12 protein-coding genes, 3 pseudogenes and 1 riboswitch are annotated in these 18,948 nt (G+C 74.7%); of the genes and pseudogenes, 4 read left to right on the forward strand and 11 right to left on the reverse strand.

Annotated features, from left to right (window positions below):
* Positions 1 to 89 precede the first annotated feature (89 nt).
* The 3 genes and pseudogenes from KPL57_RS53735 to KPL57_RS53745 all read left to right on the forward strand — a co-directional run bounded on the left by KPL57_RS53735 (position 90) and on the right by KPL57_RS53745 (position 5,342).
* Positions 90 to 2,974, forward strand: a pseudogene (locus tag KPL57_RS53735) (ribonucleoside-diphosphate reductase subunit alpha).
* A complete protein-coding gene (locus tag KPL57_RS53740) occupies positions 2,971 to 4,059 on the forward strand; it encodes a ribonucleotide-diphosphate reductase subunit beta (RefSeq protein ID WP_020624607.1) in 1,089 nt (362 codons plus the stop codon). The pseudogene KPL57_RS53735 and the gene KPL57_RS53740 overlap by 4 nt, the downstream one beginning before the upstream one ends.
* Before the next feature lie 301 nt (positions 4,060 to 4,360).
* Positions 4,361 to 5,342, forward strand: a pseudogene (locus tag KPL57_RS53745) (HoxN/HupN/NixA family nickel/cobalt transporter).
* Here KPL57_RS53745 and KPL57_RS53750 read toward each other — a convergent pair.
* The 6 genes and pseudogenes from KPL57_RS53750 to KPL57_RS53775 all read right to left on the reverse strand — a co-directional run bounded on the left by KPL57_RS53750 (position 5,332) and on the right by KPL57_RS53775 (position 10,688).
* A complete protein-coding gene (locus KPL57_RS53750) occupies positions 5,332 to 6,189 on the reverse strand; it encodes a siderophore-interacting protein (protein ID WP_226358091.1) in 858 nt (285 codons plus the stop codon). The pseudogene KPL57_RS53745 and the gene KPL57_RS53750 sit on opposite strands and share 11 nt — an antisense overlap.
* Entirely contained in the window at positions 6,186 to 7,208 is a 1,023-nt protein-coding gene (locus KPL57_RS53755; protein ID WP_226358092.1) for an ABC transporter ATP-binding protein, read from the reverse strand. The genes KPL57_RS53750 and KPL57_RS53755 overlap by 4 nt, the downstream gene beginning before the upstream one ends.
* A gap of 42 nt (positions 7,209 to 7,250) precedes the next feature.
* A complete protein-coding gene (locus tag KPL57_RS53760; RefSeq protein WP_226358093.1) occupies positions 7,251 to 7,931 on the reverse strand; it encodes an ABC transporter transmembrane domain-containing protein in 681 nt (226 codons plus the stop codon).
* Positions 7,928 to 8,374 carry an ATP-binding cassette domain-containing protein gene (locus tag KPL57_RS73035; RefSeq protein ID WP_226358094.1) on the reverse strand — a complete coding sequence of 149 codons (447 nt, stop codon included), beginning with the start codon at positions 8,372 to 8,374 and terminating at the stop codon, positions 7,928 to 7,930. The genes KPL57_RS53760 and KPL57_RS73035 overlap by 4 nt, the downstream gene beginning before the upstream one ends.
* A gap of 71 nt (positions 8,375 to 8,445) precedes the next feature.
* A pseudogene (locus KPL57_RS53770) lies at positions 8,446 to 9,726 on the reverse strand (ABC transporter transmembrane domain-containing protein); the annotation flags it as partial.
* Positions 9,723 to 10,688, reverse strand: a complete 966-nt coding sequence (locus tag KPL57_RS53775; protein WP_226358095.1) for an ABC transporter substrate-binding protein — start codon at positions 10,686 to 10,688, stop codon at positions 9,723 to 9,725. The gene KPL57_RS53775 and the pseudogene KPL57_RS53770, both read right to left, overlap by 4 nt.
* Before the next feature lie 81 nt (positions 10,689 to 10,769).
* On the opposite strand from KPL57_RS53775, the gene KPL57_RS53780 reads away from it, so the two are divergent.
* The gene (locus KPL57_RS53780; RefSeq protein ID WP_020626904.1) at positions 10,770 to 11,447 is read left to right on the forward strand and encodes a TetR/AcrR family transcriptional regulator; all 678 of its coding nucleotides are present in this window, start codon (positions 10,770 to 10,772) and stop codon (positions 11,445 to 11,447) included.
* A gap of 6 nt (positions 11,448 to 11,453) precedes the next feature.
* Here the strand turns inward: KPL57_RS53780 and KPL57_RS53785 are convergent, their stop codons facing one another.
* The 5 genes from KPL57_RS53785 to metE form a co-directional block, all read right to left on the reverse strand.
* Entirely contained in the window at positions 11,454 to 12,473 is a 1,020-nt protein-coding gene (locus tag KPL57_RS53785) for a hypothetical protein (protein ID WP_226358096.1), read from the reverse strand.
* A 5-nt stretch (positions 12,474 to 12,478) separates the two neighbouring features.
* The gene (locus KPL57_RS53790; protein ID WP_226358097.1) at positions 12,479 to 13,519 is read right to left on the reverse strand and encodes an ABC transporter permease; all 1,041 of its coding nucleotides are present in this window, start codon (positions 13,517 to 13,519) and stop codon (positions 12,479 to 12,481) included.
* Positions 13,516 to 14,460, reverse strand: coding sequence for an ABC transporter permease (locus tag KPL57_RS53795; RefSeq protein WP_226358098.1), 945 nt, complete (start codon positions 14,458 to 14,460; stop codon positions 13,516 to 13,518). The genes KPL57_RS53790 and KPL57_RS53795 overlap by 4 nt, the downstream gene beginning before the upstream one ends.
* On the reverse strand, positions 14,457 to 15,983 hold the full coding sequence (locus KPL57_RS53800; protein ID WP_226358099.1) for an ABC transporter substrate-binding protein: 1,527 nt from the start codon (positions 15,981 to 15,983) through the stop codon (positions 14,457 to 14,459). The genes KPL57_RS53795 and KPL57_RS53800 overlap by 4 nt, the downstream gene beginning before the upstream one ends.
* Before the next feature lie 166 nt (positions 15,984 to 16,149).
* Positions 16,150 to 18,450, reverse strand: coding sequence for a 5-methyltetrahydropteroyltriglutamate--homocysteine S-methyltransferase (gene metE, locus KPL57_RS53805; RefSeq protein WP_226358100.1), 2,301 nt, complete (start codon positions 18,448 to 18,450; stop codon positions 16,150 to 16,152).
* 126 nt (positions 18,451 to 18,576) lie between these two features.
* Positions 18,577 to 18,786, reverse strand: a riboswitch (cobalamin riboswitch).
* Positions 18,787 to 18,948 lie beyond the last annotated feature (162 nt).

Here is an 18,948-nt window from a genome sequence, read left to right on the forward strand (position 1 = left end):
TGCGGTGGGCCGCCGACGACACGCGACCCGCCGCCTCCTCGCACCGCGCCCGCCCCCGGAGGCGACGGCGACTCGCGAGGAGAGAGCCCGTGACGGCTTCCACCGCTGCACCGGCAACAGCACCCCCGGCCCTGCGCGTCATCCGGCGCGACGGCTCCGAGACCGGGTTCGACGCCACGAAGATCTCGGTGGCGACGACCAAGGCGTTCCTGGCGGTCGAGGGGGACTCGGGCGCGACGTCGTCGCGGCTGCACCACCTCGTGGCCGGGCTGACCGACCAGGTCGTCGCGGCGCTGACCCGGCACCCGGCGCACGCCGTGCACGTCGAGCAGATCCAGGACCAGGTCGAGCTCGCCCTGATGCGCGGCGGCCACCACAAGGTAGCCCGTTCCTACGTGCTCTACCGCGAGCAGCAGGCACGGGCCCGGGAACGCGACGGCGGGGACCGCGCGTCGGACGCGCCGGTCGTGCACGTCACCGGGCCCGACGGCAGCCGGACCCCACTGGACCGCGACCGGGTCGCCGCGGTGCTCGGCGAGGCGTGCGACGGCATCGACGACGTCGCGCCGGAGCCGGTGCTCGCCGAGCTGGACCGCACCGTCTACGACGGCATCACCGCCGACGAGCTGGCCCAGGCCCTGGTCCTGGCCGCCCGCACCCTGGTCGAGCGCGAGCCCGCGTACTCCCTGGTGGCGTCGCGGCTGCTGCTGGACCGGCTCCGCGCCGAGGCCGTCTCGCACCTGGCGGGCACCCGGGAGACCCCGGACCACGCGACGATGACCGAGCGGTACGCGTCCTACACGAAGGACTACCTGCGCCACGCCATCGCGATCGGCCTGGTCGACCCCGAGCTCGCGACCTTCGACCTGGACCGGGTCACCGCCGCCCTCCGCCCGGACCGTGACCTGCAGATCGGCTTCCTCGGCCTGCAGACCCTCTACGACCGCTACTTCCTGCACGAGCGCGGCGTGCGCTTCGAGCTGCCGCAGGCGTTCTTCCTGCGGGTCGCGATGGGACTGGCGGTGCGCGAGATCGACCGCGAGGCCCGGGCGATCGAGTTCTACGAGGTCCTGTCGAGCTTCGACTTCATGGCCTCGACCCCGACGCTGTTCAACTCCGGCACCACCGGCCGCAGCTGTCGTCGTGCTTCCTCACCACCGTCGACGACGACCTGGAGTCGATCTTCGGCGGCTACCGGAACAACGCGCTGCTGGCCAAGTACTCCGGCGGGCTCGGCAACGACTGGACCCCGGTCCGCGGCCTCGGCGCGCACATCCGCGGCACCAACGGCGTCTCCCAGGGGGTGGTGCCGTTCCTCAAGATCGCCGGGGACACGGCCGTCGCGGTGAACCAGGGCGGCAAGCGCAAGGGCGCGGCGTGCGCCTACCTGGAGACCTGGCACGTCGACATCGAGGAGTTCCTCGACCTGCGCAAGAACACCGGCGACGACCGCCGCCGGACCCACGACATGAACACCGCGAACTGGGTGCCCGACGAGTTCCTGCGCCGCGTGCAGGCCGACGCCGAGTGGACTCTGTTCTCCCCGGACGAGGTGCCCGACCTGCACGACCTCTACGGCACCGCGTTCGCCCAGCGGTACCGCGAGTACGAGGCGGCCGCGGCGCGCGGCGAGGTCCGGGTGCACCGCACGGTGCGCGCGGTCGAGCTGTGGCGGCGGATGCTGACCATGCTGTTCGAGACCGGGCACCCGTGGATCACGTTCAAGGACCCGTGCAACCTGCGCAGCCCGCAGCAGCACGCGGGGGTGGTGCACTCGTCGAACCTGTGCACCGAGATCACCCTCAACACCCGCGCCGGCGACGAGGGCGAGGTCGCGGTCTGCAACCTCGGCTCGGTGAACCTCGCCGCGCACGTCACGCGCGACGGGCTCGACGCGGACAAGCTCCGCCGCACGGTGACGACCGCGGTGCGGATGCTCGACAACGTCGTGGACATCAACTTCTACACGATCCCCGAGGCCCGCCGGTCCAACCTGCGCCACCGCCCGGTCGGCCTGGGCATGATGGGCTTCTCCGACGCGCTGTTCGTCCAGCGCATCGCCCCCGCGAGCGACGCGGCCGTCGAGTTCGCCGACACCTCGGCCGAGCTCCTGAGCTTCCACGCGATCACCGCGTCGTCGGACCTGGCGGTCGAGCGCGGCCGCTACGCCAGCTTCGACGGGTCGCTGTGGAGCCGCGGGATCCTGCCGCTGGACTCGCTCGACCTGCTGGCCGCCGCCCGCGGCGACGGCGAGCTCGAGATCGACCGGTCGTCCACGCTGGACTGGGACACACTGCGGGAGAAGGTCCGCACCCAGGGAATGCGCAACTCCAACGTGCTCGCGATCGCCCCGACGGCGACGATCTCGAACATCTGCGGGGTCGGGCAGTCGATCGAGCCGATCCACCTCAACCTGTACGTGAAGTCCAACATGTCCGGCGACTTCACCGTGATCAACCCGCACCTGGTCCGCGACCTCAAGGAGCGCGGGCTGTGGGACGAGGTGATGGTCGCCGACCTGAAGTACTTCGACGGGTCGCTGGCCGAGATCGACCGGGTCCCCGCCGACCTGAAGGAGCTCTACGCGACCGCGTTCGAGATCGAGCCGAGCCGGCTCGTGGCCGCGGCGTCGCGCCGGCAGAAATGGCTCGACCAGGCCCAGTCGCTGAACCTCTACCTGGCCTCCCCCAGCGGCCGCGCCCTGGACGAGCTCTACCGCCTGGCCTGGCGTTCGGGCCTCAAGACCACCTACTACCTGCGCACCCGCGCGGCGACGGCCGTCGAGAAGTCCACCCTCACCGGCACCGACGGCCGGCTCACCGGCGTGCCCAGCACCCCCGCGGCCTCCCCCGCCCCGGCGGCCCCGGCACCGTCGCCCGCGGCGACCGTGCCCGCGGTCCCCGTCACCGCCCCCGATCTCGACCCGGGCGCCGCCTGCTCGGTCGACGACCCCGACTGCGAGGCCTGCCAGTGAGCACCCCGACCACCGACCGCCACACGGGCGCCGACACCAGCGGGCTCGGCGAGATCGCCCGCGGTGCCGCTCCGATCGACGCCGACGACAAGCGCATGATCAACGCGCGGGCCGACGTCAACCAGCTCCTGCCGCTCAAGTACACCTGGGCCTGGGAGAAGTACCTGGCCGGCTGCGCCAACCACTGGATGCCGACCGAGGTCGCCATGCAGGCCGACATCGCGCTGTGGCGCTCCCCCGGCGGCCTCACCGACGACGAGCGCCTGATGCTCACCCGCAACCTCGGCTTCTTCGCCACCGCCGAGTCGCTGGTCGCGAACAACATCGTGCTCGCCGTCTACCGCCACCTCACCAACCCCGAGTGCCGCCAGTACCTGCTGCGGCAGTCGTTCGAGGAGGCGGTGCACACCCACACGTTCCAGTACGTGTGCGAGTCCCTCGGGCTCGACGAGGGCGAGCTGTTCAACGCCTACCGGACCGTCCCGTCGATCACCGAGAAGGACGCCTGGGCGCTGCGCTACACCCAGGCGCTGTCCGACCCGGACTTCCGCACCGGCACCCCGGAGAACGACCGCGCGTTCCTGCGCGACCTGGTCGCCTTCTACGTGGTGTTCGAGGGCATGTGGTTCTACACCGGGTTCGCCCAGATCCTCGCGCTCGGCCGGCGCAACAAGATGGTGGGCATCGCCGAGCAGTACCAGTACATCCTGCGCGACGAGTCGATCCACCTGAACTTCGGCATCGACTGCATCAACCAGATCAAGATCGAGAACCCGCACCTGTGGACCGCGGGGTTCGTCGCGGAGATCCGGACGATGCTGCGGGAGGCGTGCGAGCTGGAGGTCGCCTACGCCCGCGACACCATGCCCCGCGGGATGCTCGGGCTCACCGCCGAGTCCTGCGAGCGGTACCTGCGGTTCATCACCGACCGGCGCGCCGAGCAGATCGGGCTCGCCCCGCTGTTCGGGGAGCCGGAGAACCCGTTCCCGTGGATGAGCGAGGCGATGGACCTGCGCAAGGAGAAGAACTTCTTCGAGACGCGGGTGACCGAGTACCGCACCGGGGGCTCGCTGGACTGGGACTGACGGCGGAGCGGACGGGCCGGCCGACGTCGGTCCGTCCGCTCATCCGTTCAGGCGCACCTACCCGAAAGGCGAGGGATCTTCCGGGCACCGCCGCAGCAGCGTCGCCAATCACCGGCAGCAGCCATGACACCGCGGCTGCGGTGGGCGCACGGTGGCCGCGATCGCGCCGCCCGCTCCGGGCGGCCCCGACGCCGGGAGTCCGTCGATGTCCGCCCCCCAGCCCGTCCCCACCGGGGCCCCCTCCCCCACCCGCCGGTGGCGTGCCGCCCTCGACCGCCACGACCGCCGGTCGCTCGCCGGCATGCTCGGGTTCATCGCGCTGCTGCACGTCCTGGGGTTCGGCGTGCTCGCCTACACCCTCGGCCTGCGGCACGCCTTCGACGCCGACCACATCGCCGCGATCGACAACACCACCCGCAAGCTGCTCGCCGACGGCGGCCGCCGACCGCTGTCGGTCGGGTTCTGGTTCTCCCTCGGCCACTCGACGGTGGTGTTCGCCCTGACCTTCCTGCTCGGGCTCGGGGTCCGGGCACTCGCCGGGCAGGTCGGCGACGACGACTCCACCCTGCACGCCGTCACCGGGATCATCGGGTCGGTCGGTGTCCGGGGTGTTCCTGTGGATCATCGGGCTGCTCAACCTGGTCGTGCTGGTCGGGATCGTCGGGGTGTTCCGGCGGATGCGGCGCGGCGAGTACAGCGAGGCCGAGCTGGAGGAGCACCTCGCCAAGCGGGGCCTGATGAACCGCTTCCTCGTGTGGGCTGGCCCGGTCGGTGCGCAAGCCATGGCACATCTACCCGATCGGCTTCCTGTTCGGGCTCGGCTTCGACACCGCGACCGAGGTGACACTGCTCGTGCTGGCCGGCGGTGCCGCCGCGTTCGCCCTGCCGTTCTCACGCGATCCTCGTGCTGCCGGTGCTGTTCGCGGCCGGGATGAGCCTGCTCGACACCGTCGACGGCGTCTTCATGAACGTCGCCTACGGCTGGGCCTTCGCCCGGCCGGTGCGCAAGGTCTACTAACATCACCATCACGGCGCTGTCCGTCGCCGTCGCGCTGGTCATCGGCACCATCGAGCTCGTGAGCGTGCTGGTGCAGGAGACCGGGACCACCTCCGCGCCGCTGGTCGCGGTCGCCGACATCCCGCTCGACGACGCCGGCTACGGCATCGTCGGCCTCTTCGTCGTCGCCTGGCTGGTGGCGCTCGCGGTCTGGCGGTTCGGCCGGGTCGAGCAGCGGTGGGCCGCCGCGCCCACGGAGGGCCCGACGGAGGCCGTCAGGAGGTGACGGGCATCTGCTCGGCCACGTCCGCCATGTCCTGTTCGGTCGGCGCGTCGTCCTGGGTCAGGTCGCGCCGCCAGTACCCGGTGAACGCGACCCGGGCCTTGTCGAGTCCGCGCTCGCCGACCAGGTGGCGGCGGACCGCCCGCACCGCGGACGCCTCACCGGCGACCCAGGCGAACACCGGCTCCGCCGGGGTCGCCGGGAGCTCCACCGCGCGCACCGCGTCGAGCAGGGTGCCCGCGCCGCGGTGCACCCAGTGCACGTCGGCGCCGAGGAGCTCCTGCTCCTCCTCCGGTCCGGCGACCTCGACGACCGCGACCGCCCGGGTGCCGGCCGGGAGCTGCTCCACGATCGCGCCGATCGCGGGCAGCGCGGTCTCGTCGCCGACCAGCAGCCGCACCGGCTCGCCGTCCGGGCTGCGGTACCCCGCGACGGCCGGGCCCAGCACCCCGACCGGGTCGCCGATGGCGGCCCGCGCCGCCCAGCGGCTCGCCGGGCCGGCGTGCCCGCCCCCCGGCTCCCCCTCCCCGTGCAGCACGAAGTCGACGACCATCCGGCCGGCGTCGGGGTCCAGGGCGCGCGCGGTGTAGGAGCGCATCCACGGCCGTCGTTGTTCGGGCACGGCCAGGTAGCGGGCATACCAGCCGGCGACACTGCCGTCGTCGGGGGCCGGCGGGATCTCGGGCACGCCGCCGTCGCGGGCGAAGAACAGCTTCACCTGCTGGTCGGGGGCGACCTGCTCGACGCCGACCAGGTCGTCGGAGTCGAGAGTGATCCGGCGCATCCGCGGGGTCAGCGGCTCGATGCCGCTCACCCGGGCGATCGCGTAGGACGGCAGTGGTGCGGTCATGAGGGCTCCCCGGTTCCGACGAGCCGCCAGCCGCGGGCGCGGCGGCGGGAGTTCCAGAAGGCGGCGTACCGGCCCTGCTGGGCCAGCAGCTCGGCGTGCGTGCCGACCTCGGCGACCCGCCCGTCGTCGAGCACGACGATTCGGTCGGCGCCGACCACCGTGGGCAGCCGGTGGGCGATCACCAGGACGGTGCTGCGCTGCGCCAGGACCCGCATCGACTCCGTGAAGAACCGCTCGTTCTCCGGGTCGAGCGCGGCGGTGGCCTCGTCGAGCAGCACGATGTCGGCGTTCTTGAGCAGCGCGCGGGCGACCGACACCCGCTGGCGCTCCCCGCCCGACAGCGACGTGCCGCCCTCCCCGACCCGGGTGTCCCAGCCGTCGGGGAGCCGCTCGACGATCTCGGTCACCCCGGCCAGCCGGGCGGCCTCGGCGACCTCGGCGTCGGTGGCGGCCGGGCGGCCGAGACGGACGTTGGCCTCCAGCGTCCCGTCGAACAGGTAGACGTCCTGGAAGACCAGCGCCAGCTGGGCCATCAGGTCCTCGGTGGTCTGGTCCCGGACGTCGGCACCGCCCACCCGCACGGTGCCGGTGTCGACGTCCCAGAAGCGCGCGACCAGCCGGGTCACCGTGGTCTTGCCCGACCCGGACGCGCCGACCAGCGCGACCGTCTCGCGCGGCGCGATTCGCAGCGTGACGTCGCGCAGCACCGGCGTCGACGGCTCGTAGCCGAACCCGACCCCGTCGAGCTCGACGGCCCCGGGCTCGTGCCGCTCCGCCGACCAGTGCGGCTCGGGCAGCGGCTCCTCGCGCAGCACCGCCACCAGCCGGCCCAGGTCGTTGCGGGCGATCCGGACGACGCCGGCGTAGTCGCCGACCTCGGCCAGCGGGCCGGTGAACCGGGCGGCCAGCGCGACCAGCGCCACCATCCGGAGGGCGTCGAGCGTGCCGCCGAGCACCAGGTACACGCCGGTCAGCAGGATCGCGCTGAACGTCAGCTGCACCGCGAACCCCCCGGTCACGATGCCCGCCGTCGCCAGCCACACCGAGCGCCGCCCCGCGCGTTACTGGGCGTCGATCGCGTCCTCCAACGGCCGGTGCCCGGCGGCGCCGCGGCCGAACGCCCGCAGCACCCGCTGGGTCCGGGCGAACTCCACGACCCGGTTGCCCGCGGCCACCGCGGCGGCGTCGTCGAGCGCGTCGCCGCGCCCCACCCAGGACGCCGACGCCCGGAACGCCAGCCAGAGCACCGGCACGCACACCAGCGCGGCCAGCGCGAGCCGCACGTCGAACAGCAGCATCGCCAGCACGATCGTCGCCGGCGTCACCACCGCGACGACCAGCGGTGTCAGCAGGTGCGCGAACAGCCCCGCGATCATCGTGGTGCCGCCGGTGGCGATCCGCGACAGCCGGCCGACCCGCTCCGAGGAGAACCAGCCCAGCGGCAGCGCGGACACGTGGTCCCCGAGCCGTTCGTGCAGCGTCGTCAGCACGACCAGGGCGACGCCGAAGCCCGCCATCGCCTGCACGTAGTAGAGGACGCAGGCGGCCACGACCGCCACCGCCAGCACCCCCACCCAGGTCAGGGCGGCACCGGTGTCCCCGGCGAACAGCGCCTCCAGGAACGGCACGAGCAGGACCGTCGCGACGCCCTGGAGGACACCGAACGCGCTCACCCACCCCAGGTAGGCGTAGAGCCTGCGCCGGTGTTCCGGCCCCAGGATCAGCAACAGGTCGCCGATCACGTCAGCTCCTCCCCCACCCGGTGGGCGGTCCACATCGCGGCGTAGCGGCCGCCGCGGGCCAGCAGCTCGGTGTGCGTGTCGGTCTCGCGCACGACCCCGCCGTCGACGACGGCGATCCGGTCGGCCCCGGTGACCGTCGAGAGCCGGTGCGCGACGACGATCACCGTCCGCCCGCGGGCCAGCTCCGACAGCGCATCCTGGATGTCGGCCTCGGACTCCGGGTCGGCGAACGCGGTCGCCTCGTCGAGGACCAGGACCGGGGTGTCGGCGAGCAGGGCCCTGGCGATCGACACGCGCTGTGCCTCGCCACCGGAGAGCAGCGCGTCCTCGCCGACGACGGAGTCGTAGCCGCGGGGCAGCGCCAGGACCCGCTCGTGGATCCGGGCGGCCCGGCAGGCGGCGTGCAGCTCCTCGTCGGGGGCGTCGGGTCGGCCCAGCCGCACGTTGTCCGCGATGCTCCCGGCACGAGCTGCACGTCCTGCAGGACGAAGCCGACGTGGCGGTAGAGCACCTCGGGTGCGATCTCCCGGACGTCGACGCCGCCGATCCGGACCGCGCCGCCGGTGACGTCGTGGAACCGGGCGACCAGGGTGGCCAGCGTCGACTTGCCCGCCCCGGACGGCCCGACCAGTGCGCTCACCGTCCCCTCCGGACAGTCCAGGTCGATCCCGCGCAGCACCTCGCCGCCGCCGGGGTAGGCGAACCGCACCCCGTCGAACTCGACCCGGTGCCCGGACGGCACCCGCGGCGCGTCGGGGACCGGCAGCACCGGGGTGTCGAGCAGCTCGTGGATGCGGCGCGCGGCCGCGGCGGCGGTGCGCCGGTTCGACGCCCCGAAGCCGAGCGCGGTGATCGTGGTCGGGACGACGAGCGACACCAGGATCCCGGTCATCGCCTCGACCGGGGTGACCCAGCCGGCGTCGACGAACCACAGCACGCCCGCGCAGGACACGAGCAGCACCACCGGGGCGGAGAGCGCCATCGCGGCGAACGCCTCGACCCGCAGCATCGGCCCGACCCACTCGGCGTAGAAGCGGCCGAAGTCGCGGGCGGCCTCGGCGTAGCCGCGGTGCGCGCGCCGGGCCTGGCCGAAGGTCTTGACGACCGCGATGCCGGAGACGAACTCGACGACCGCGCTGCTGATCCGGGCGTTCCCGGCGGCCATCTGGTCGACCTTCGCGGCGTAGCCGCGCATCATCCAGGCGTAGGCGGCCGCGTAGAACGGCACCGTGACCAGCGCGAGCAGTGCGAGGCGCCAGTCCAGCCAGGCGAGGTAGCCGACCCCGGCGAGCGGCAGGACCCAGGCCGCGACCCACTCGACGGGATGGTGGGCGACGACCTGGTGCAGGTCGTGCACGTCGTCCTGGGCCGCCTTGCGCACCAGTCCCGAGGAGCGCTCGGAGAACCAGCCCAGCGGCACCCGCCCCAGGTGGGCGGTCATCCGGCGGCGCAGCACCGCCTGCAGCCGGACGTCGGCGAGGTGGGTGATCGCGAGCGCCAGCCCGGTCAGCCCGGCCCGGGCGCCGAGCCCGGCGAGGACCAGCCACACCGCGGCCTCGACGGCGGACCGGTCCACCGGGCCGGGTGCGAGCAGCGCGTCGGCGAGCCCGGCCAGAGCCACGAAGGGGACGAGCCCGGCGGCGGCGCCGAGTGCGCCGAGCACCTGCGCGACCCGGATCCGGCCGGCGACGGGTCGCAGCAGCTCGGTCAGCGCGGCGGCCTCGGCCCGCTGCCGCGACGGCGGGGCGTCGGGTTCGGCCGCCGGTGCGGCGACCTGGTCGGTTGTTGCCGTCACGACGTCTCCAGCAGCGGTCGCAGGGTCTCGATCAGGGCGGGGGTGGACGCCGGGTTCGGCGTCAGCAGCAGGGCGGAGTCGGCGACGGACAGCAGGTGCAGGCGGCCCTCGCGCACCAGCGGGCCGCGCGCCACCAGCGGTCGGGTGGTGAACTCCCGGCCCTCGCCGTCGGTGGGCACGCCGATCAGCACGACGTCGGCGTCGTCGAGCAGGCCGAGCTGCTCGTCGGGGAGCTGCGCGATGTCGGCCTGCCACGGCGGCAGCGCGGCGACCGCCGGTGGGACGGTGAGACCGATCCGCTCGAAGAACCGGACCGACGGGCCGTCCGGGGCGGTCACCAGATAGGTGGTCCCGGCCGCGTACTGGCCGAAGACGTAGCGCCGGTCCGGGCCCAGCTCCGCGCGGAACCGGGCGAGTGCGGCGTCGGACCGGGCGATCAGGGCCTCGGCGGCGTCGGCACGGCCGAGTGCGGCACCGATCATCCGCGTGAGGTCCTCGCCGGCGTCCTGCAGCAGCGCGTGACGGTACGACACCGTCGGGGCGATCGTCGCCAGCCGCGGATAGGCCGCCGCGTAGCCCGGCTGCGCGGTCGTCATCAGGATGAGGTCCGGCCGCAGCGCCGCGACGGCCTCGAGGTCGGGCGCGAGGGGATCGAGTGTCGACACCCCGGCCGGCAGCGGCGGGTCGACCCCGCGCCAGGACCCGTCCGGCGCGGCGGGGTTGCGCACCGCCCCGACGACCGGGGCACCCAGCGCGCTCGCGATCTGTGCGTCGCCCGCCCCCAGGACGACGACCCGCTGCGGGGGCGCGGGCACCACGGCCTCCCCCTGGCCGTGCGGGACCGTCACCGGGAACGCCGCACCCGCGGGCCCGGCCGGGTCACTCGTTCCGGTGACCCCGGGCGCGCACCCGGACAGCGCGACCAACCCGGCCAGGACCAGCACCGACCATGGGATCCGCACGCCGCCTCCTCTATGATGATTAGGCGAACCTTAGCTATCTCTGAATCGCGTTCGCAATCCCCTCCGACGTACGGTCCCGGGGTGAGCCCCACCACCGGCGCACGGGCGGGCAACCGTCCGGGCCCCAAGCCACGCCTGACCCGCGAGGAGATCGTCGAGGCGGCCGTCGAGGTCGGCGTCGACCGGCTGACCGTCGCCGCCGTGGCCGACCGGCTCGGCGTCGCGGCCGGCACCCTCTACCGCTACGTCGACGGCCTGGAGGAGATCGCCGGCGCGGCACTGGCCCTGGTGCTCGCCCGCACCCCGCTGCCCGACGCGTCGGCCGGCTGGCGGGCGTTCCTCGAGGCAGAGGCCGCACTCGCGTTCGACCTGCTGCTGCGCTATGCCGCACTCGCCCAGGACGTGGGGGCCGACCTCGGCGCGGTCGCCGGCGACCGGCTGGACCGGATCGTCGGCACGCTGCGGGACACCGGCGGCTTCGACACCGCGGCCGCGGTGCGGATCGCCGACGCCGTGCTCGACATCGTCGCCGACGGGGCGACCCAGACCCGCTGGGTGCGCGGCCCCGACGGCGGCCCCGGCGACCTGTCCGAGGCCGCGCGGGCCTACCTCGGGTCGGTCACGGAGGGGATCCGCCCGAGCCTGGAGGCGATCATGGCCGACCCGCACGAGCACGTGCTGGACAAGGTCGCCCTGGTCCTCGACGGCGTCGAGCTGCGCCGGGCCGCCGGGCGGCCCGGGTACGGCGGGGCCGGCTGAGCGGCCTCACCCGCCGTTGCGGTCGCCCTCCGGGTCGAGCAGGTCCCGGGCCGAGGTCCGGCCGCGCCAGGCGTCGAGCACGGCCGGGTCGACCCCGCCGGCGACGGCCAGCACCCGCAGCGCGACCGCCTGCGCAGCGCGCGCCGGCGCCGTCGCGGGGCGGGGGCCCGGCGGCTCGCCCGCGGCGACCGAGCGGACGACCTCGGCCGTGACCGCCTGCTGCTCCGGGTCGCCGAAGCGCTCCAGCAGCCGGTCGAAGCAGGCCGCGCGGGTCGGGTCGAACGGGATCGGCCGCCCGGTCAGGTCGGTGAGCGGGTGCGCCGGGTAGAGGTGCGCGCAGGGCAGGTGACCGGCGGGCACGGGAACGGTCGCCGCGTGCGTGCGGCCCTCGCGCAGCACGTGCGGGAGCAGGTGGGTGTGCGGCCCATCCGGGGAGCGGCCCTCCGGCGGCGGGATCGCGGCGTACACCTCGACCCGGCCGAGCGCGGTGGTGAACACCCGGTGCGGGCCCGCCGCGACCAGGGCGGCGGTCAGCGCGCCGTCGAGCGGGCCGCCCTCGGCGCGGCGCAGCAGCCCGAGCAGGTCGGGATCGGCCGTGCGCACGCAGGCGTCCACGGTGGCCGTACCGAGCCCGAGGTCGACGAGCACGGCGTCGCGGTCGGCCGGTCGCAGCGCGCAGCGGTCGGGGCCGAGCACGGTGACCGAGGTCCGCGCGGCCCTGCGTGCCGCGGCCGCGGGCAGGCAGAACGCGACCGCGTGGTTCCAGTGCTCGTGCGGGCCGACCGGCGTCCGGTAGGCCAGCGGCCGGGTCGCCGGGTGCGCCGCGATCCGGATCCCGCCGCGGGCGGTGACGACCGCACCCGGCCCGGACGGCACGACGGCCTCGTCGGGGGTCCGGACGAACTCGGCGATCGCGCCGGGCGCACCCATGCTCCAGCCCGCGTACGGGTCGGCCAGGTACGCACCCAGCAGCCCGGCCACGGCGTCCCCGGCCACAGCGTCCCCGGCCACGTCGTCCACGTCCACGCCTCTCACCCTGCCCCTCCGACGGGAGGGTTCACACCCCGACACGACCTGTCGCACAGTGATGGCAACAACGATCGGGAGGCATCGTGGACGAGCACCCGCACGACGGCCAGGAGTGCGCAGGCTGCGACTGGGAGGGCAGACCGGAGGCGTTCCGGTGGTTCCCCGAGCTGGGCAGGCCCCTCGACCCGGCGGGCGGGCGCGGCCAGGGTCACGCGGCCTGAGCTCACCGGGCGCCCACCCGTTCCCATCGGCGTCCCCACCACAGGGCCGTCCCGGCCGTCAGCACGACCGCCAGCGAGGGCACGAGCACCACCTGGGGCGCGCCGAACAGGTACTCGCGGCCCTCGGCCACCATCGCGCCCCACTCCGCGGTCGGCGGCTGCACGCCGAGCCCGAGGAACGACAGTCCGGAGACGGTGAGCAGGGTGCTCGCGAACCGGACGCAGGCGTGCGCGGCCAGCGGCGGGGACGAGGTTCCGGGCGACGTGCCGGGTCAGGACCCGCCCGGGCCCCGCGCCGAGGGCGACCGCCGCCGTCACGTACTCCCGCTGCCGCTCGGCGAGGGCGAGCAGGTAGGCCTGCCGGGCGAACGGCGTCCAGGCGATCACCGTGACCGCCACCAGCAGGGATCCGACGCCCGGACCCAGCGCGACCGCGGCGAGCAGCCCGAACAGCACCACCGGGATCGCGGCCAGGACGTCGACCACCCGCATCACCGCCCGCCCGACCGGGCCCGCGACCGCGGCGAGCGACCCGACGGCGACCCCGACCACCCCGGTGACCAGCACCGCGGACAGCGCCAGTCCGACCGTCAGCCGTCCGCCGTGGACGGTGCGGGCGAGCAGGTCCCGGCCCAGCTGGTCGGTGCCCAGCGGGTGGGCCGCGGACGGGCCGGCGAGCATCCCGGCGAAGTCGACGGCGTCCGGGTCGGGCAGCGGCACCCAGAGCAGGCCTGCTGGAACGAGCATCGGCACCGGCCCCACCACGAGCAGGGCGGCCACCCCGGCCGCGACCCACCACGCGGTCCGCGCCCGGGCCCTCACCGCGACCCCGCCGAGCGCAGCACCGGGTCCAGGGCCGTCGCCAGCACCTCCACCAGCACCCCCGCGACCACCGCGACCGCGACGACGAGCAGCGTGCCCGCCTGCACCACCGGCAGGTCCTGCGCGACGACGGCCCGGTGCAGCAGGCGCCCCAGCCCCGGGATGCCGAACACGACCTCGACCACCACCGAGCCGCCCAGCAGCCCGGCGACGAACATCCCGGCCAGCGCGGTCACCGAGGTCGTCGCGAGCCGGGCGCCGTGCCGCCACAGGACCCGGTGCTCACCGAGCCCCTTGGCCCGCGCGACGAGCACGTGCGGCCGGGTCAGCACCCCGGCGGTCTCGGCGCGGACGAGCTGGGCGGCGAGCGCCGCCGGGTAGGCGGCCAGGGTCAGCACCGGCAGGACGAGGTGGGCGGGGTCGCCCCAGCCGAGCGCGGGCAGCGCCCCGGCCCACACCGCGAACACCAGCACCAGCCAGGGGGCGAGCACGAATTCCGGCACCGCGACCCCGGCGACGGTGCCCAGCCCGAGGAACCGGTCGAGCGCCCCGCCGGGACGGCGCGCCGCGTACACCCCGGCGGGGATGCCGACGACCGCGGCCAGAGCGAGGGCGAGCACCGCGAGCAGCCCGGAGACCGTCGCGGCGTCGGCGATCTGGCCGGCGACCGGGGTCCGCGCGACGTAGCCGTAGCCGAGGTCGCCGCGCAGCACCCCGCCCAGCCAACGCAGGTACTGCTCGGTGACCGGTGCGTCCAGCCCGAGCGAGGACCGCAGCCGCGCCTCGGTCGCCGGGTCCGGCACCGCCTCGGCGCTGCGGGCACGCAGGACCGCCCGCGCCGGGTCGACGCCGACCAGCCGCGGCAGCGCGAACACCAGCACCGACGCGGCCAGCAGCACCGGCCCGACGACGAGGAGCCGGCGCAGCAGGAGCCCGATCACCCCGTGGTCGGGGTGAGCTGCGGCAGCACCGGGCGGATCTGCAGCGGGTCGGGGACGAAGCCGGTCGCCCCGCGCAGCACGGCGGTGTTGAGCGGGTGCACGACCATGACGCCGACGGCGTCGCGGGTCAGCATCGCCGCGGCCTCGCGGAACATCCGCTGGCGGGCCGCCGGGTCGACGGTGGAGTTGAGCCGGTCGACCAGAGCGTCGTAGGCGGGGCTGCAGTACTGGTCGATCGCGTAGCTGCCGTCGCAGGTGTAGTCCGAGGTCAGCGTGCTCGCCGCGTCCGGGAAGTCGGACAGGTAGCTGCGCGAGTTGAGGAACATGTCGTAGTCACCGGCGAGGACCTTCGGCTCCTGGGCGGCGTAGTTCCCGACGGTGATCTCGACGCGCACCCCGGCGGAGGCGAGCATCGCCTGGATCGCGTTCGCCAGCGCGGGCAGCTCGGGCCGGTTCGGGAAGGTCCACAGCCGCACGGTCAGCGGGTTCTGCTCGGTGTAGCCGGCCTCGGCGAGCAGCTGCCGGGCCCGGGCGACGTCGGCGCCCGGCGGCGGAGCGGTCTCGCCCCAGGGGACGGCCCCGCCGAACAGGTCGGCCGCGGGCGCGGCCCCACCGGCGAGCACCTGCCGGGCCAGCACCGGGCGGTCGATCGCCGCGGTGACGGCCTGGCGCACCCGCAGGTCGTCGAACGGCTTGGCGGACTGGTTGAGCTGCAGCGGCACGGTGCGCGCGTTCGGGTACTCGACGACCTCGGCCCCGGCCGAGCGGACCTGGTCGAGCTGGGCCTGCGGCAGGCCCTCGGCGAACTGGACGTCACCGGACTGGATCGCGAGCGCCCTGGCCTGCGGGTCCTCGACGTAGCGGACGGTGACCCGGGCGGCGCCCGCCGGCTCGCCCCAGTAGTCGTCGTTGCGGACCAGCTGCGCGGAGTCGGCGCCGCTGACGGACTCCAGCACGAAGGGACCGGTCGCGGTGCGCAGGTACTCCGGCGCCCCGCCGCCGGTGTACGCGGCGGGCGCGAGGATGCCGAGGTTGCCGCTGGACAGGCGCAGCGGCATGACCGGGTCGGGCTCGGTGGTGGTGATGCGCACGGCGTCCGGGCCGTCGGGGGCGACGGCGAAGCCGATGCCGCGGATCGCCCGCGGCGGGGCCTCGACGCCCGCGACGTAGCGCAGCGCGGTGACGACGGCGTCCGGGGTGAGCAGGGAGCCGTCGTGGAACCGCACGCCCTGGCGCAGGGTGAACCGCCAGGCGTTGCCCTGCTGCTGCCACGCGGTCGCGAGCATCGGCGCCGGCCGGGCGTCGGCGTCGACGGTGGTCAGGGTCTCCGCGACGCCGAGGGACTGCAGCCGGGCGCCGTCGTCGGCGTCGAAGGCGTAGTCGGAGCGCGGCGGGAACTGCAGGGCCACGGTCAGCTCGCCGGACGGGTCCGGGGTCGCGGCACCGCCGCCCCCGCCGTCGCCGCATCCGGCGAGCAGCAGGGCGGCGGCCGCGAGCAGTGCGGCCATCTGTCGTGCGATCACCCCGTATGCCTACATCTGAGCACCTATTCAATCAATGCGGCGTGAGCAACGCCCTCGTCCCGCACGACTCCCCGCCCGAGTCCCCGCACGGGCGGGCCGTCCGTACCGAACCTCCGTACGGACGGCCCGCTCGTCACCCGTGACGAGTGGCCGGCGCGGACCGGGCTCAGCCGGTCGCGGTCGCCTCACGGACGCGGCGGGCCGCGGCGACCAGGTTGGTCAGCGCCGCGACCGTCTCGGGTTCCGCGCGGGTCTTGAGCCCGCAGTCCGGGTTGGCCCACAGCCGGTCCGGGCCGATGTGGCGCAGGGCCGCGCGGAGCTGGTCGACCAGCTCGTCGGTGGCGGGGACCTCGGGCGAGTGGACGTCGTAGACGCCCGGGCCGAGCCCACGCGGGACCCCCGGGCCGAGGTCGGCCAGTACCTCCATCCGCGACCGGGCCGCCTCGACCGTGGTGACGTCGGCGTCGAGCCCGTCGATCGCCCCCACCACCTCGCCGAACTCGGAGTAGCAGAGGTGGGTGTGGATCTGGGTGGTGTCGGCGACGGCACCGACGGCCAGCCGGAACGCGTCCACCGCCCAGTCCAGGTAGGCGGCCCGGTCGCGCTCGTGCAGCGGCAGCAGCTCGCGCAGCGCGGGCTCGTCGACCTGGACGATGCGGATCCCGGCCGCCTCCAGGTCGACGACCTCGTCGCGCAGGGCCAGCCCGACCTGCCGGGCGGTGTCGCCCAGCGGCTGGTCGTCGCGCACGAACGACCAGGCGAGGATGGTGACCGGCCCGGTGAGCATCCCCTTCACCGGCGCCTCGGACAGCGACTGCGCGAACTCCGCCCAGCCGACGGTGATGGGCCGGGGCCGCGACACGTCGGAGTGCAGGATCGGCGGGCGCACGCAGCGCGAGCCGTAGGACTGCACCCAGCCGTGGTCGGTGGTGGCGAAGCCGTCGAGGTTCTCGGCGAAGTACTGGACCATGTCGTTGCGCTCGGGCTCGCCGTGCACCAGGACGTCGAGCCCGATGTCCTCCTGCAGCCGCACCACCCGGACGATCTCCTGGCGCATCCGCTCGGTGTAGGTGCCGGTGTCGATCACGCCGGAGCGGTGCGCGGCCCGGTCGCGCCGGATCTGCGAGGTCTGGGGGAAGGAGCCGATCGTCGTCGTGGGGACGACGGGCAGGCCGAGCGCCTCGCGCTGGACCTTCGCCCGCACGTCGCCGTGGCTGCGCCGGTAGTGGTCGGGGCCGAGCGCGGCGAGCCGGGAGCGCACCCGCTCGTCGCGGCGCGCGGTGGCCGCGACCCGCTCCCTGGTGGCTCGTGCGGCGTCGAACTCCGCCGCGACCGCGTCCGGTCCCTCGTGCAGGGCGCGCCCGAGGAGCACGACCTCCTCGACCTTCTGCCGGGCGAACGCCAGCATGTCGACGACGTCGCCGGGCAGGGCCGTCTCGACGGTCAGGTCGTAGGGGACGTGCAGCAGCGAGCACGACGTGGAGACCTCGACCCGCCCTGCGACGCCGACCAGCCGCTGCGCCGTCGCCAGCGCCCGGTCCAGGTCGGTGCGCCACACGTTGCGCCCGTCGACGACGCCGGCCAGCACCACCTTCCGGTCCAGCCCGGGGACCGCCGGGTCGAGGGCATCGAGGTCGGCACCCCCCGCGACGAGGTCGAGCGCCAGCCCCTCGACGGCCGTGGCGGCGAGCGCGGGCAGCGCCGGGCCCAGCTCACCGAAGTACGACGCGACGAGGATCTTCGGCCGCCGGGTCGCCGAGGCGAGCCGGTCGTAGGCCCTGCGCAGCGCCGCGATCTCCTCCGGCGTCCGGTCGGCGGCGAAGGCCGGCTCGGCGAGCTGCACCCATTCCGCGCCCGCCTCGGCGAGCTCGGCGAGCAGGTCGCGGTAGACCTCGACGAGCGGCCCGAGCAGGTCCAGCGGGCGGAAGCCCTCCGGTGCGCCGTCGGCCGGTTTCGACAGCAGCAGGAAGGTCACCGGTCCGACCAGCACCGGGCGGGTGGTGACCCCGATGCGCAGGGCCTCCCGGAACTCGTCGAGGGCCTTGCGGCTGCCCGGCGCGAGTCGGGTGGCCGGGCCGACCTCGGGGACCAGGTAGTGGTAGTTCGTGTCGAACCACTTGGTCATCTCGCAGGCCGGGGCGCCGGTGCGGCCGCGCGCCATCGCGAACAGCCGCTCCAGCGGGTCGGTGATGCCGGCGAAGCGCTCCGGCACCGCCCCGACCGCCAGCGCGGTGTCTCCGACGTGGTCGTAGAACGAGAACGTGTTGCCCGGCACCGAGCCGAGCCCGGCGTCGCGCAACCCGGTCCAGGTGTCGCGGCGCAGCCCGGCGGCGACGTCGTGCAGTGCCGACGCGTCGCTCCGCCCGGCCCAGTACGCCTCGGTCGCCCGCTTGAGCTCCCGGTCCGGCCCGATCCGGGGGTACCCCAGGACGGTACTGCCGATGGTGCTGCTGGAAGGAATGCTCACGGCCCTCTCTCCTCGCGAGTGCGGTGGAGGACCCGTCGCCGGCAGGGGGCGCCCGCGACCGCCGAGCACGACGGTGCCCGGTCGTCCGCCCGGCCCTCCCGCGAGGCCACGGATCCGCGCACGCCGGACGGCGCACGCACCGGCGGCAGGTCTTCGGACTCACGGGCGCACTGCTCACACCTACTGGCCGTCGCTTCCCGGGATCACTCCCAGTGCTGTTGACGGCGGTCGTTCCCGTTCACCGCTGCGGGGCAGTCCCGGATTCCCACCGGGTTCCCTCTTGCCTCGTGACGCCCCGTTCCCGGGATGACACGAACCGTCGGCGGACCGACCCTAACCCAGGACGAGCCCGGCGAACTGTTGCCGAACTCTCCCTGTTGCAATATGTTTGCAGCACTCAGCCCTCTCCACACGGATCGACGGGCGACCCCACCCTGCCCCCCTCCGTTCGGAGGGGTTTCCTGCCCGGTCTCCCGAGGGGTAATGCCGATCACCCCT

It is taken from the genome of Pseudonocardia sp. ICBG601, from assembly GCF_020496245.1.

Bases quoted from the DNA above. Each gene is read 5' to 3' on its own strand.
- KPL57_RS53750 (WP_226358091.1), bottom strand. From the start codon at position 6,189: ATGACCGCACCACTGCCGTCCTACGCGATCGCCCGGGTGAGCGGCATC.